General features: G+C 60.3%; 7 protein-coding genes. 6 read left to right on the top strand and 1 reads right to left on the bottom strand.

Annotated features, from left to right (window positions below; genetic code table 11):
* Positions 1-3: 3 nt before the first annotated feature.
* From HBH25_RS23495 to HBH25_RS04300, 3 genes are all read left to right on the top strand, one after another.
* Positions 4-8,463: an RHS repeat-associated core domain-containing protein gene (locus tag HBH25_RS23495; RefSeq protein WP_168081898.1), complete on the top strand. Its 8,460-nt coding sequence runs from the start codon at positions 4-6 to the stop codon at positions 8,461-8,463.
* A gap of 137 nt (positions 8,464-8,600) precedes the next feature.
* Complete coding sequence (locus tag HBH25_RS04305; RefSeq protein WP_168081896.1) at positions 8,601-8,813, top strand: cold shock domain-containing protein; 213 nt, start codon at positions 8,601-8,603, stop codon at positions 8,811-8,813.
* A gap of 399 nt (positions 8,814-9,212) precedes the next feature.
* A complete protein-coding gene (locus HBH25_RS04300) occupies positions 9,213-10,199 on the top strand; it encodes a zeta toxin family protein (RefSeq protein WP_168081894.1) in 987 nt (328 codons plus the stop codon).
* A gap of 58 nt (positions 10,200-10,257) precedes the next feature.
* Here HBH25_RS04300 and HBH25_RS04295 read toward each other — a convergent pair whose 3' ends face one another.
* On the bottom strand, positions 10,258-10,668 hold the full coding sequence (locus tag HBH25_RS04295) for a PA2817 family protein (RefSeq protein WP_168082658.1): 411 nt from the start codon (positions 10,666-10,668) through the stop codon (positions 10,258-10,260).
* A gap of 292 nt (positions 10,669-10,960) precedes the next feature.
* On the opposite strand from HBH25_RS04295, the gene HBH25_RS04290 reads away from it, so the two are divergent.
* The 3 genes from HBH25_RS04290 (at position 10,961) to HBH25_RS04280 (ending at position 14,988) form a co-directional block, all read left to right on the top strand.
* Positions 10,961-11,893 (top strand): ABC transporter ATP-binding protein, encoded by a 933-nt coding sequence (locus HBH25_RS04290; protein WP_168081892.1) that lies wholly within the window; start codon positions 10,961-10,963, stop codon positions 11,891-11,893.
* The gene (locus tag HBH25_RS04285; RefSeq protein ID WP_168081890.1) at positions 11,890-12,669 is read left to right on the top strand and encodes an ABC transporter permease; all 780 of its coding nucleotides are present in this window, start codon (positions 11,890-11,892) and stop codon (positions 12,667-12,669) included. Before HBH25_RS04290 ends, HBH25_RS04285 begins: the two co-directional genes overlap by 4 nt.
* An 84-nt stretch (positions 12,670-12,753) precedes the next feature.
* The gene (locus tag HBH25_RS04280) at positions 12,754-14,988 is read left to right on the top strand and encodes a DNA internalization-related competence protein ComEC/Rec2 (RefSeq protein WP_168081888.1); all 2,235 of its coding nucleotides are present in this window, start codon (positions 12,754-12,756) and stop codon (positions 14,986-14,988) included.
* Positions 14,989-15,018: the final 30 nt, after the last annotated feature.

The following is a 15,018-nucleotide window of genomic DNA, read 5'->3' as shown; positions in this document are numbered from 1 at the left end:
AGTATGCCTAACGACAATCGCGACACTGGAATCGACGGCAACCTGACTTTTCAGGTGCCCTACCTGATCAGCGACCAACCCGATGGCACCCTGCCCGACATGCAGGGCTTCGGCCTGGAGCGGGCGGGCAGTGTCGAAGGTGGTTGGTACAGCCTGTGCCCGATCAAGGCTGACCGCGCCTTGGCCGCAGGCGAAACCGTTAGCGCCTGCCTGGTGCACCGTCGCAGCGGCAACCTGACCCGTTTCGACTACACCGCCAAGGCCGGTAAGCTTGGCCAAAAAGAGTGGCTCACAGACTTCAGCAAGGACGTGGCTGCCGCAGGCCTGCCCATCACGGCCGGCGCCTGGAGCGATAGGGATGCTTTTTCCAGCAGCCACGAGCATCCGCGCCTGTGGTGTCAGGCTGACTATCGGGCGTTTAGCACTGCGCCGTTCGACAGCAATCTGGTTCAGGTACTGGCTTGTGACGATGGCTTCTCGCTGGGCCGCGGCAACACCTTGAGCCTGCAGGTACGCGACCTTAAAACCCAGGCGCTGCATGAGCAGCACCTGTTTACCGCCAAGGCCGACAGCGGCTGGAGCAAGGCCTTGTGCGAGCAGATCAATCGTGACAGCCGCCTGCTGCGTGCCGGGGTCAAAGGCGCAGGCTGCGCGGTGACGCCGGGCGAGGCGAAAAACGCGTTCTGGGGGCCGCAATGTGCTGAGCTATGCGTGACCTTGACCGAAGTGAACTGGTGGGCCTGTCGTGCGCTCGATGGCACGCAGGCAGTGCCAGACGGTGGCGTGCTATATGCCTGGGTTTACGATACGTTCTCCCAGCGCCTGCTCGGCCATCACCCATGGGCCCCGACCAGCACTGAGCGTGCAGGTGGAAAATGGCTGAAGGCCTGGGCCACGGCGCTGGCCAAGTCGGCGGTGGCGGATTACCTGCGCGTCGACACGACCACGGCGATGCTCGAACAGCGCGGCGACGGCTTGCGCATTGTTGCCCGGTTGCCGGGCGATGACTACGACGTCGAAGGCCCGCTGCTGGCGTCCGCGTTCGAGGCGCCGGAGGATGCCGTGCTGGTGACCGTGCGTCATCCCGGTAACCAGTCTTTGCTGCATCACGCGCTGTTCAGGCCCCAGGCCAGCGCTGCACCACTGCCCAGCGACGAACAAAGCTGGTTACCGGCACTAGCCAGCTTCATCGAAGCGCAGCAGTGGCCAGAGCTGTATATCAAGGACGGCCGGCAGCTATGGCTGTTGCGGGACGCCGAACTGCAGGTGGCGCTGGAAAACGTCGGTGATGGCCAGCAGTGGGACACTGAAGACTATCGGCTGGAACTGCTGAGTGCTGACGAATGGCCACATGACAAGACCATTGATCCGGTGGCATTCACCGTCGAGCCCACCGAGGGCCTGCCGGGGGTAACCATCAGTTCGCTCGACTCAGAGCTGGCGTTTCGCCTGAACACGACGGCACGCGATAAGGGCTACCGCGTGATGGCGTGTGTGCCGAGGCAGTCAGCGGCCAAACAACTCAGGGAGGCCTACATCAGCTATGTGGAGGCTACGGTCAAGGCAGGTTTCCCTGTCGCTCTCTCGTTCGCCGAAGCCAGTACGCTAACCACTGTTGCCGCTGCTACTGCTGTCGTCAATGCCATCCCCGATGATGCTGCTAATGCCGCTAATAAGGCCACGCCAAGGAATTGGGTGGTCAAAGGCATCGTAGCTGTTCTGGGATCCACTGAGTTCATCGACTTTTTCTGCTCTATCGCTGCCTCTAAAGGCTACTCCGACGCCAAGGCTGCGGTCTACGCTGCCGTCTACCATGCCATACACGACCCTGCCGCTAAGGTTGCGGCTAAGGCCATTGCTGCTCTCAAGTGGTTCGACAACCGCGACCCCGACGCCTACGCCCACGACTACATGCACGCCTACGACGCCGCCGCCAACGCCGACGCTGCCTACGCCTACGCCGTTAAAGCCGCCGCAGTCATGGTCTATGCCGACGTCGACGCCGACACCGACAACCACTCCTACGCCGCCGAAGCCGAAGCCGAAGCCGAAGCCGTCGCCCGCTACGCCGCCGAAGCCGCCGCCCAAGCCGCCGCCCGCTACGTCTACACCCCTGACGCCGTCGACCTCTCCAGCTTCGGTGACCCCATCATCCAGGCCCTCTCCGAGGCCCGCAACCCTATTTTCGATGCCCTCTTCGACGCCGTCATCGATGCCCACAATTACGTCCACGCTGTCACCACCGCCAAAGCCGCTGCCAAAGCCGATGCCGAAGCCGCCGTCAAAGCCGCCGTCGGAGCCGCCCAATACGCCGAGACCTACGGCGGACAGTACGTCGCCAAAGCCGCTACCGCTGCCGCCGCCGCCAACTCTGCCTTTAATGCCGCTGTCGAAGATGCTGCCGCCGACGCCGCCGCTGTCACCGCCGCTATCGAGCTCATACGGGCGATTGAAGCATCCCACAAGGAGGCCACTGCTGTATGGCCGGTGTCGGTCACCGACGACACCATCACTTGGCAAGGCCCGCTGACTGATCAGATGTATGACCTCTACTTGGACTGCCCCGAATCTGAACGTGGCAAAGAAGCCCTGACCGTAGGTCATATCGGCACGCTGCAAACCAGTCAGTTTTGGAACGACCCTAAACCGGTCAGCTTCACCCCGCCTAAAGCGCTCAAGCAGAACAATGAAATCAGCTTCCTCTGCGAGGACTACGGCTATACGTACCGCTCCGAGTTGTTCGACACCACAGGCCACGGCGAAGCCGGGGTGGACCCGCGCACCGGCTTGTTCCACGCCCATTACCCGGTGGCTAGCCTGCAGGGCTTGCTAGGCCAGGGGCCGGCGGTGGACCTGACCTTGCACTACTCAGCGCTGCGTGCCAACGAAGCAGGGTTGGGTGACGGCTGGGCCTGGCGCTTTTCCAATGTGGAATTGCGCAGCCGGGTACTGACGCTGGCCGACGGTGCTCAGTTCACGTTCACTGACGAGCAATGGGCCAAACTGGGCAAGGGCGAGGCAATCAAGCTGGCCTCATGCGTGGTGCGCAGCAACCCGGCATACAGCGAGTTCACCCTCGACCTGCCAAGCGGCCGTCAAGAGACCCTGAAAAAGCCTGCGGCCCCTGGCGGTGACGAAGAAGAGCCGAATAAGTCGTTTCACGACCAGGTACTGAAAACCTTGATCGCGATCCGGGACAAATCCAAGCCGGATTTTCCTGCCAACCCTGAGCACTGGCAACAATGGGTCGCTGTGATATTCGGTACCGCCCCCTACTATACGGCAGCGCAAACGGATTATGCCGAGGCGATCAGTACGTGGCACACCGACCAGAACATTATCAAGCTCAAAGCACTCATTGCCGATTATCAGCGGCCCTTCGTAGTGCTGGTGCCGTCGACTATCGAGTCGCCCTATGGCGAAACGTTGACATTTGAATGGAAGCGTCAGAAAGGCCAGATCATGCTGTTGGCGGTCAAGAGTGGCGATGAGTCGCTGTTCACGGCTGAATACAGCACACCGCAGGAGACGGCTGCGCAGGTGAAAATGCAGATTTGGCCACAAAGCAAGGCCGAGCGTTACAAGGTTGAGCTGAAGCTAAAAGATTACCTGCTGCGAAGCATCACGCGCATTGAGTGGCGAGCGGATGATGGTTCTGATGGTAACGGCCGTGTATTGCAGCAGATCGATTGCGACTACGACGACGACCTGGCCCTGGATCGGGTGTTGTGCGGTTTGCGCGAACTTGACGGGTCGGTGGAGCGCGTCAAATACGTGGCGGAGGAAACGCAACCCTCGGAGAAGCCGACGTTGCCACGGGTAGCACTGCATGCTCTGGTACCAGGCGCTGGTCAAGAAAATCAGGTGACGACTTATCGCTACGAGGGGGACTTCCTGAATACCGCGCAGCGCGTGGTCAGCGTCGAGTACGAAAGCGGCGCGCATAGGTCCCGGCAGCAACACGTGCTGGTTCACGGCAACGTCACGCACAACGGCAGCATCAACCGTTTCGAAGTGTTGAGTGGGTCGGCATCGGCGCAAGGCCATTGGCTCAACTTCTGCACACGAAAGAATCAGAAAAAAAAGGACCGGCGCAGGGAGACCAAGGGCTATCGCTACACCGGGGCAGGCGATGAGTTCGCTGAACTGCTGTACGCCCTCGAAACGGGCGCCAAAGGCGGTGAGGTCAATGTGAAGGAAGGGGCGGCGCTGGTGCCGCATCAGGAAGCGCTGCTGGAGTGGCTCATCGATAAAACCAACAAGGCTGACCGCCCGAAACTGGCCGCGTGCATCACTCGTCTGTTGGCCAGTTACACGCCTGCCGAGCGTGATGCGCTGGGGCGCGCGGTGGAGCTGGCGACGCATGTCGAGGACATAGCAGGCAACGAGCTGTACCGGCACGTTGACGGTGAGCACACGCTGTATCGGTGTTACTACAAGGAAGCGGGGGACAACCCGTTCACGGTTAACAAGCCCGACCAGGCTGCTCAACTGAAGGGCATCAAAAGGCTCGAAGCGTTGCCAGCCCTGAGCTGCCCGGACATTCCCCAGCATGCCTCGGCGCCGGTCATGGCGGAATACCAGTGTGACCCCTTCGGTAACCCCCAGGGCCTGCGCCTGTTCGGTTATCGCGAGGTGACGCGAGGCAGCCGGAAGCTGTTGGAGCTGGCCGAAGTGCTCACGATCGAAGGGGTCAAGGGTGACGTCAATGGTAGCCTGTTCGACGCCAGCGCTGGCTGGGCCCTGGCCGACGACTCTGCCAGGCTGCTGTGGCGTCAACGCAGCACTACGGCCACGCCGCCCACCCGTGAGGGCAGCGAGGACAGTAAGGTGAGGACATGGTCGGTCAAGGACAGCCAAGTCACCCACGAAATCAGCGACGCGGGCGAAGGCGTGTTCACACTGAGCAACCGCCAGGAGTTCGTTGACAACCCTATAAATGGCGGCATCCTGGTACGAATCAAAACCACCACTCAGGCCGGTACCCAGGAACTCTGCAAGGAGCTGCGCTCGCGGCATGGGCGGCGCCTTCTGGAGCAGGTTAAACAAGGGAAGGAGGTACACTGGGCGTACGATGCGCTAGGGCGGGTAACCCAGGAGACGTGCTACGCACTTAAGAAGGACAGCAAGGGCCTGTACCTGAACAAGGGCAAGGACCAGAAGCCTGACGAGCAGACCACCACTGGGTATTCGGACGACGGCACGTTGGCCACCCATACCCATGCGAACAAGGATATCAGCCGCACCTACCTGGACGGCGTGCAACGGGCCTGGCGGTGTGAGTGGCGCAAAAACGACACCCAGCAGTTTGTGCCACTGGCTCAATACAGCCTGCAAGGGCTGGATGCATCGCAGCTGCTGGCCAGTTGCGAATGGGACTACTTGCCGGGTGGGCAAGCTGTGGTAGACATGACACCGGCGCCGTCGACCGTGGGGCCGCAAGCGTGGGTCATTGAGCAAGGGGGCCTGGATAGGCCAGCTATGCGCAGCATGCTGCAAGCCCTGCACACAGGAGAGCAAGGTAACGCTGCAGGCGCGGCGAGCGATGCCGCAGCATTTGCGCCATATGCGACGCAAGACATTACGAGCCAATACAGCATTGAAGAAGGCCTTGACGAACAGTGCCTTTACCAACGCAAGATCGATTACCGCTACCGCAAGGACGGCACCTTCGAGCAGGAAGAGCGTCTGGTCGACGGTGACGGCCAAATCCAGTTGCAACTGTGCAAACGCTTCGACAACTCAGGCGACATCATCGGTTATGAACGTACCCTTGGCGCGCAAACCCGTTCGTATGGTCTGGAGCGCGATGGTGTGGGCCGGGTAACCCGGATTACCCGCCCCGACGCCTCTGTCGTCGAGTACAGCTACCACGGGCTGAGCACCCATGCTACTCAACTCAAGGTGGGCGGCAAGGTCATAGCGAAGCAGGCGGTGACGCACGACAGCACCTTGAGTTCGCGCACGGTCGGTAGCCGTGAGTATAGTTTCACGGACGATACCGTGACCCTGCCCGATAAGAGCAAACTCACCGTCCTTCGAACGGCTGAGGGGCAGCGCTTCAAAGCAAACGAACAGACCCTCTCCAGCCTCACCGAGACCAATGGCACGCAGACCCAGGCTTCCCCCGCGAGCGATGCCACGATGCAGTGTGGCTGGGAGCAGGTCCAGGGTAGCGGCAGCCTGCCCGGCAGGCATTGGGTCGAGCAAACCTCGCCACGCGCCATGCGCCATGGCTATCGCTGGCTGAGCTTGCGTGGCCGGCCGCTGGCCTCGCTGCGCGCTGACGGCCACTGGCAGCGGGCGTTCACCGACCAGCAGGGCCGCGTGTTGCGCACGTGCCAGGACCACGAGGAGGTCGTGTATCGTTACGACGCACTGGGCCGCCTTCAGTCACGACAAGCCCAAGCACTCAAGGCCGGTGGGCAATGGTGGGTGCTTAGTGAGCATGATGGCTTTGGCCAGGAAGTCACCCGGCGTTTCCTGTACAACGGCGACGAGTGCTTCAAGCAGTGCCTGACCTGGCGGGGCGACGGTCGTTTGGCCAGCAAGACGAGCTACGAGAACGGTCAGCAGGTACGCATCGAGCGCTTTACCTACGATGCGCTCGACCGCCTGAAGCGTTATGACTGCGAGGCAAACGCGGCCAGGCATTGCCCTCAGGACGCCCAGGGCAACGCGATCAAGGCACAGGAATTTACTTGGGATGCCCTGAGCAACCTGACCCGCTGCGTCACCACCGGCTTCGATGGCAACGCGCAGACCGAGGAGCTGGCCTATGGCTCTACCAGCGATCCGACTCGGCTGACAAGTATCACCAACGGCAATAACTCACGCGCTTTGACCTGGAACACCAACGGCTATCTGACTGACGCTGCCGGGCAGCACCGCTTCAGCTACAACGCTAGCGGCCAGGTCGACAAGGTCCGCGACAGCGCCGGCAATGTACTGGCCCGCTATGAGTACGACGGCCGTCGGCGCCTGGCGGCGCAGTACCTCAAGGGCGACGAAAGCACCCGTGAACTGCGTTACGACGGCGATGAACTGATCGGCGAGATCCACTATGACAAAGACGACGAGGTCAACAGGGCCATCAGCCTGTCCAGTGGGCTGGCCCAGTACGATGGAAACGAGGTGCGCTGGCTGATCGACGATCCACAGGTGGGTATCGCCGGGCAAGTCAAGGGCGGCACGCTGGAACTGGCGCCACTGCTACCGTTTGGCGAAGGCACGGCGCTGGAGGGGCTGGTCAGTGGCTATAACGGTATGCGCAGGGACCCTTTGACCGGGCACTACCACGCCGGTAATGGCTACCGTAGTTACGACCCGGCGCTGCGCCGTTATGCTCAACCGGACTGGCTCAGCCCGTTCGATGCCGGCGGGTTGAATGACTACCAGCACTGCCCGGATCCGGTCAACCTGCACGACCCTAGTGGGGCGATCATGCTCAGCCGCTGGGGTCAAAAAAACCAACTGGAGTCTTACGATAAGGCGCTGCAGGACACCCAGAAGATGCCGGTCGGTAACCGTTTTCGGAGCTTGGTATTCTCACTGACGGTAGCCGTGATAGGCATTTTCATGACCGTCATGACTGCGGGTCAATCGCTGATGTTGGCAGCGTTCATCGTTGCGATGAGCGTGGCGTCGTTCGCTTTCGAGGTGGCGGCATTTATAACGAGTGAATCCCATCCCGAAGTGGCCAGGTGGCTAAGTGTAGCGTCGGTCGTCACGGGCGTATTGAGCTGTGTCGGCTTTGTCGGGGTGTTCAAGGCTGGCCTCAAAGCGCTGCTGTCCCTGAGCAAGGTGGTCAAAGCGGTCGGTAAAGTCGTGTGGAGCGCTGGCAAAGCTGCGGGGCGCAGCGCTAAAGCCGTTTGGGGGAGCGCCAAATCCATGGTGCGGCAAGGGGTCAGGGGCATTCGAAGTGCGCGCCGGGTGAGGGCATTTGTTAATGGCCCCAATGGCCTTGGTCCTACACGCGGCCTCGGCGAGGTGGGTGGTCTAATTGGCCCTCAAAACATGGGGGCTCTGGGCCGCTTCAAATACAACAGCTTGGACCCCACTATGCAGTGGTTGGCACGGCAAGGCCTGCGCGGTGCTGTAAGGCAGGGTTGGAACCACCTGGGGGCCCCCATTGAAGCTGCTGAACAGTCCTCGGCCAAATGGGCGAACTCGGGATGGCTCGGGAAAGTTGGCGGTTTCCTAACCGAATCGATACATACAGAAGGGGCCGCGCGCGGCACGTCGTACGCAATCTACTCTCTCAACACTGCGCTCGAGGCCAATGTGCTGAAAGGTACGATAGAGACCAGCCAATCCTTGGTTGAGGAGCAACTTGAGGAGCAACAGGCCTCGGTCAGTATAAGGGGGGGCAGTCATGAGCGTTCGGCAGTGCCTAAGCTGCCATTTTTGGGCAACTTGCAACACGATATATTACCGGCCATCAACAGTGTACGGTTTTGGTAGCCACCTGCTGGGTGTCTGCCCCTAGAGAACTGACGATAATTTCTGTATCCGGGTTGTAGTAGAGATACTGGCTTTACTGTTCCGCGTTTGGGCGCGGGGAAACTACATGCATAGTCAATGAAACGAGGGTTAATGTCATGAGCGAAGTAGCGCGTATAACAGGAACACTGGTGGAATACGATGAAGCGAAGAAATGGGGTTGGATTCAGTACGATAAAAATAAAGACAAGGTTTACCTGGCTCCAGAACAGGTCAAAGACTTGAAGCTGGAAGAGGATGACGAGGTCACGTTTACTATCGAGATGAACGGATCGACACCCCATGCCGTTAACGTCGAACTCAAGAAATAGCCCCCGCCCAGCGTGACCGCACTTTGTGGGTACTGATGCGGTCTTGAGTGTTGGAGGTGAACGCCGTGGCGCCCTGCGGATCTGAGCGGTCGGTAGCGCCGCTGACCACCGAGGTGCTGTACACGTCGACAGTAGGTAATTGCTGCAAGCCGAGCGTTTGGCGTTTACTGATGCAAACGCCAAACGCTCCTTAAAGCTGCTCACCTAACCATGGGAGCGGCGTAAACAACAAACCCTCACTCGAAAGCAGGAGTTTTCATCAACCTGCAAGGGCCGGAGGGTTCTTTTTTCATGCTTGTGATTCACAGCATGGCTGAACACGCACGGCATACCTAACTACCGCCCAGCGCTTGTCGTCGATCCTAAAGTAGTGGCCCCATCCATATCAGGGCCATGATCATGACCTCTTTGTACCCTTATACCGACGCCGACCTGGACCAGGCGTTTGCCACGCTCAGCGAATCGCTTTTCGACAAGCGTCGGGACGCTGACTGCGTTACCTGCGAGCCTGGCCCGAAAATGCTCATCGTGGCGGGCGCTCAAGGCTCGGGCAAAACCTATTTGCTTGAGAACACATTGTTACCCAGCGGGCGCTACAGCAACTACGTACGTTTGTATTTACCTTCCTTCCGAGAGCTGCATCCTCATTTCGCGCAAATGAAAGAGCACGGCGTGCTGCATGTTTATGAGCACACGGAGGCCTTCATCTGGGCACTGGGCCGCAAGGTGTTTGAGTATGCGTTCAGCAACCGTTACAACATCATCATGGAGTCGGCGCTCGATAGTCCAGCGTTTGCTGAGTTTCCACCCGTTGCCGTAGAAAAAGGCTACCAGTTCGATGTGCATATGATTGCCTGCCAGAAGGAGTTCAGTCACTGGGCAACGCTGGACCGGGGTGTAAGGGGTCTGGAAAAGAATGAGCTGGAACGTTTCCTGACCTTGTCGGCGATCGAGGCTTCACAACTTAACGCCAAGTCGATCCTTGATGCCTTCGAGAATGCCTGCACGCAAGTACCGGGCTCCCAGATCACACTTTATCATCGCGGCATTGAAACTGGCATGGACAGCAAGCCATTGTGTCACAGCCACTGTGACGCCCCGGCCCAGCTGACTCCCCAGGCCGATTACGATGGGCAGCCCTTCGTACAGCTGCAGGGGGTTAATCCTTTATTTAGGATACTTCGTAGCGCTGAGGCAGATTATCCCTGTTCGTACCTTCAGTACGCCCAAGTTGTGCATGCCGGCATGACTGACCCGCACGTGCGTCAGGAAATGGTGAAGTTCAGTTGCAAGACGCTGGAGCGAGCGCAGTCCTTGATACCAAGGGTGCCAGAAGATGTATTTCGTGCGCTGAGCCTCTACATCCTGAAATACATCTATCCCTGACCAGTGATTCAAGCAGGGCAGGTAGCCTGGCCTGACCAGGCCCTGCCAGCAGCGCGTATCAATGCCTCGGGTCAGTCTCTGACATGGCCAGCAGCTGTTTTTCCTGGTTCCAATCGAACGGTTCGTCATTGGCTTCGGCCTCATGACGCCGATCTTCCAACTGCTGGTACAGGTCGATTTCGTCATCCGGCATGTAGTGCAGGCAATCGCCACCAAAGAACCACAGCAGGTCGCGTGGGACCAGGTGGGCGATCTGCGGGTAGCGTGTGAATACCTGGCAGAGGAGGTCCTGGCCGAGGTAAAAGTTTTCCGGTGCTTCATGGGCCAGTGCATCGATCAGCTCATCGAAGCGCTCGACGAACAATGCATGGCTCTCTTCCGGCACTTGCTCGGCCTCGCCCAACGCCACAAGAATTCCACGCAAGTGGTGCAGCAGCGCCAGGTGATGCTCAACGAACGGATTGGCCACGAAGGTCTCCAGTTGGGAAGGGCGCGCCAGTATAGGCGCCGCTGTCACAGTTGTCCCTCCCGCTGCGACTTTCTATTGAAAGGGCAGGCAGGCCGGCGAAACTAAAGCCCCGCTAGGCCGGTCGGTGGTTAAAGGGCAAGCGGCAAGGGCATGCAGGCTGATAGTTACTATCAATGCCACTGACTGTACTGCTCTATCATGCTAGGTCAGCATGAAACGCGCCCCCAAGCATTGTAATCCACCCCTGTGGCCCTTAACGTTCGCGCCACCTTCCTATCGGTACTGATCAGTCATGAGTTCTGCACTGGCCATTCGGCAGTTAACCAAGACCTACGGCAACGGCTTCCAGGCCCTGAGGGGTATTGATCTGGACGTTGCAGAGGGCGACTTTTTTGCCTTGCTTGGCCCCAACGGCGCCGGCAAGTCCACCACCATTGGCATTCTGTCTACCCTGGTGAACAAAACCAGCGGTACTGTCAATGTGTTCGGCCATGACTTGGACAAGGACCCAGCGAGGCTAAAACGCGCCATCGGCGTTGTGCCCCAGGAGTTCAACTTCAACCAGTTTGAAAAAGTGTTCGACATTGTCGTCACCCAGGCCGGCTATTATGGAATCCCGCCCAAGGTCGCCAAGGTGCGTGCCGAGCAATACCTGACGCAACTGGGCTTGTGGGAAAAGCGTGATTCGCCCTCCCGTTCGCTGTCCGGGGGCATGAAGCGCCGGTTGATGATTGCACGGGCCCTGATCCACGAACCCCGGCTGCTTATTCTCGATGAACCCACCGCTGGCGTGGACATTGAATTACGCCGCTCCATGTGGGCATTTCTGACCGAGCTCAACGAGCGGGGCATTACGATCATTCTGACGACCCATTACCTGGAAGAGGCCGAGCAGCTGTGCCGCAATATCGGCATCATCGACCACGGCACCATTGCCGAGAACACCAGCATGCGTGCCTTGCTGGGCAAGTTGACCGTGGAAACCTTTGTGCTGGACTTGCGGCAAAACCTGGCCGTGGCGCCTACTCTGGCGGGCTACCCTTGCAGTTTGCTGGACCCCCACACCCTTGAGGTTCAGGTGGACAAACAAGTGGGTGTGACGCAGCTGTTCAGCCAGTTGGCCATGCAGAACATTGAAGTGCAAAGCCTGCGCAACAAGACCAATCGCCTTGAGGAGTTGTTTGTGTCACTGGTGGAAAAAAACCTGGCGAAGGTGGCCGTATGAGTTCTGAATTCACGCCCAACCTCGTGGCGCTCAATACCATCGTGTACCGAGAAGTGCGCAGGTTCATGCGCATCTGGCCACAAACCCTGCTACCACCGGCCATCACCATGGTGCTGTACTTCGTGATATTCGGAAACCTGATCGGTCGCCAGATTGGCGACATGAACGGGTTTACCTACATGCAGTACATCGTGCCTGGCCTGATCATGATGTCGGTGATCACCAACTCGTACGGCAACGTGGTTTCGAGCTTCTTCGGCGCCAAGTTCCAGCGCTCCATCGAGGAGCTGATGGTGTCCCCAGTGTCACCCCACATCATTCTGGTGGGCTACGCACTGGGCGGCGTGCTGCGCGGGCTGGCAGTAGGCGTGATCGTAACGCTGCTGTCGCTGTTCTTCACCGACCTGCACGTGCATCACTTGGGTGTGACGCTGATAGTGGTTGTACTGACAGCCACCATTTTCTCGTTGCTGGGCTTCGTCAACGCCGTGTTTGCACGGAATTTCGACGACATTTCCATCATTCCGACGTTTGTGCTCACCCCGCTGACGTACCTGGGTGGCGTGTTTTACTCCATCAACCTGTTGCCACCGATCTGGCAGACCCTTTCGCTTGCCAACCCGGTGCTGCACATGGTGAACGCCTTCCGTTTTGGCATTTTGGGTGTGTCCGATATCCGAATCGGCACGGCGCTGACCTTCATGTGCGTTGCTACCGTAGTGCTCTATATCACGTGCGCCCGGCTGCTGGTGAGTGGCCGTGGCATGCGTACCTAAGCCAGCTTAAAACCTGGTAACAGCCTGCTCCGCCCTAGGTAGTGGTTCCCGTTCATACTTCACGGGCCACCAGGGAGGGCGGTTATGCGGGCAGCATTGTTGGCGTTTGCAGCAGGAGCATTGGGCGCGCGCTGGTGGCCGGGGCCGCCGCCTGCCGAGTGGGCCTGCCTGCTTGCGCTGGGTGGTCTGGCTGCCTTGCTGTGCCGCCTCAGGCCGGCGACCTGGCTGGGGTGTGCCCTGGCTGGGCTGGCATGGGCACTGCTTGCAGCGATTCGCGTTGGCGAAGGGCAACTGGCGGCGGAGCTGGACGGCCGTACCGTTTGGCTAGAGGGAACGGTAACCAGCCTGCCGGTGCGAAGTGAAGCCACTGTGATTTTCACCGTTCAGGGCGCGGTTTCCCGGCGCGGTGCACTGCCGTCGCTTATACGGGTGACCTGGCGCAATGGCCCGGTGGTGCGCAGTGGAGAGCGCTGGCGGCTAGCGGTCACCTTGTCAGCGCCTCGGGGCCTGGTGAACCCTGGCGGCTTTGACTACGAAGCCTGGCTATTTGCCCAAGGCTTAGGGGCTACTGGAACGGTCAAGGCCGGGGAACGGCTAGCAGCCGGCCCCCCCGCTGTCAGGGAAGCTGTGCGGGAGCGCCTATTGGCATCGAAGGTACAGGCTGCCATTCCTTTGCTGGTAGCCCTGGTACTGGGTGACGATTCGGGGATCACTGCCGCACAATGGCGCGTACTCCAAGCCACAGGCACTGTGCACCTGTTCGTGATCTCAGGGCAGCACGTAGGGCTGGTGGCTGGCCTGGTATACGGGCTGGTCGCCTGGCTGGCGCGCAGGCGAGGGTGGCCAGGCAGGCTGCCATGGCTGCCCTGTGCCTGCCTGGGTGCTGGTGGTGCCGCATTGGGGTATGGGGCGCTGGCGGGCTTCGAAGTACCGGTTCAGCGTGCCTGCCTGATGATCCTTGTGACCTTGGTATGGCGGTGGCGTTTTCGGCACATCGGCGTATTCACGCCACTGGTACTGGCGCTGGCGGCCGTGCTGGCGGTCAATCCGTTGGTAAGCCTTACGCCCGGGTTCTGGCTGTCTTTTTCAGCCGTTGCCGTACTGCTGCTGGCGTTTGCCGGCCGCCTAGGGCGGTGGGCATGGTGGCAGGCCTGGTGGCGTGCCCAATGGTGCATTGCTGTAGGGCTGGCTGTGGTCATGGCCGCGCTGGGCTTGGCCGTCAGCCTCACCGGCCCTGTGGTCAACCTGGTGGCGGTGCCGTGGGTCAGCCTGGTTGCCCTTCCGGCAGCGCTGCTAGGCACCGCAGCCCTCTGGCTTCCTTGGGGAAGTGAGCCGCTGCTATGGGTAGCTGGTAACGCGCTGGAGCTGTTGCTCAAGCTGCTGGGGCTGGCAGCCCAAGCCTCACCACTCTGGTTGCCGTCCCAGCTTCCCCCGTGGGCTTGGCTGCTGGCGTTGTGTGGCGCCTTGTTGCTGCTGCTGCCGCGCGGGTTGCCGATGCGCTGGGCCGGCCTTCCTCTCCTGTTGCAATTGGGCTTTGCACCGCTTCCGCGGCCACCTTGGGGGCAAGCGCAGGTGGTGCAACTGGATGTGGGCCAAGGGCTGGCCATCCTGATACGGACCCGTGATCACGCCCTGCTGTTCGATGCTGGACCGCAGTACAGCACAGGCGATGCGGGCGACCGCATCGTGGTGCCCAGCCTCCGTCGCCTGGGTGTACGCCAACTGGATACGCTTGTAGTCAGCCATAACCATATCGATCACAGTGGCGGTGCGCAGGCCGTTGTAGACGCACTGTCCCCTGGCCGTGTACTGGCAGGTGAGCCAGGCACTGCGCCTGCTCGCTGGCAGGCCGAGGGTTGTGAAGGCAGCGAGCCCTGGACATGGAGCGGCGTTCGCTTCGAACCCTGGCGCTGGCCCAACGCCCGAAGCCCCAATCCCGCCTCCTGTGTATTGTTGGTCGAGGCGAACGGGCAGCGTTTGTTGCTCACGGGTGATATTGACGCCCAGGCTGAGCGGGCATTGATCACCGCTAACCCGGCCTGGACAGTGGATTGGCTGCAAGTGCCTCACCATGGTAGCCGTACGTCCAGCTCGGCGGCACTGCTCAATGCGCTGTCGCCCCGCTGGGCACTGATTTCCCGAGGCTGGAACAACCGTTTCGGCCATCCCCATGCACAGGTATCGGCACGGCTGGCCGAGCGGGGCATCGTTGTTTTGGACAGCGCGCGACACGGCGCCCTCTCGTGGCACTTGGGCAGTGACGAAACGCCTACCCTATGGCGGCAGCAGCGCAGGCTATGGCGCACGACCGGCGGTTGACGGCAGGTCTGGTCTGGCAAGCGGTTGTGA

It is taken from the genome of Pseudomonas quercus (assembly GCF_012033695.1).
GTDB lineage: Bacteria > Pseudomonadota > Gammaproteobacteria > Pseudomonadales > Pseudomonadaceae > Aquipseudomonas > Aquipseudomonas quercus.
This window is presented reverse-complemented; position numbering and strand designations above follow the sequence as displayed.

What these genes read in the sequence shown, in the direction of transcription:
- HBH25_RS23495 (WP_168081898.1), top strand. Translation starts at nt 4, where the DNA reads ATGCCTAACGACAATCGCGACACTGGAATCGACGGCAACCTGACTTTT.
- HBH25_RS04305 (WP_168081896.1), top strand. Translation starts at nt 8,601, where the DNA reads ATGAGCGAAGTAGCGCGTATAACAGGAACACTGGTGGAATACGATGAA.
- HBH25_RS04300 (WP_168081894.1), top strand. Translation starts at nt 9,213, where the DNA reads ATGACCTCTTTGTACCCTTATACCGACGCCGACCTGGACCAGGCGTTT.
- HBH25_RS04290 (WP_168081892.1), top strand. Translation starts at nt 10,961, where the DNA reads ATGAGTTCTGCACTGGCCATTCGGCAGTTAACCAAGACCTACGGCAAC.
- HBH25_RS04285 (WP_168081890.1), top strand. Translation starts at nt 11,890, where the DNA reads ATGAGTTCTGAATTCACGCCCAACCTCGTGGCGCTCAATACCATCGTG.
- HBH25_RS04280 (WP_168081888.1), top strand. Translation starts at nt 12,754, where the DNA reads ATGCGGGCAGCATTGTTGGCGTTTGCAGCAGGAGCATTGGGCGCGCGC.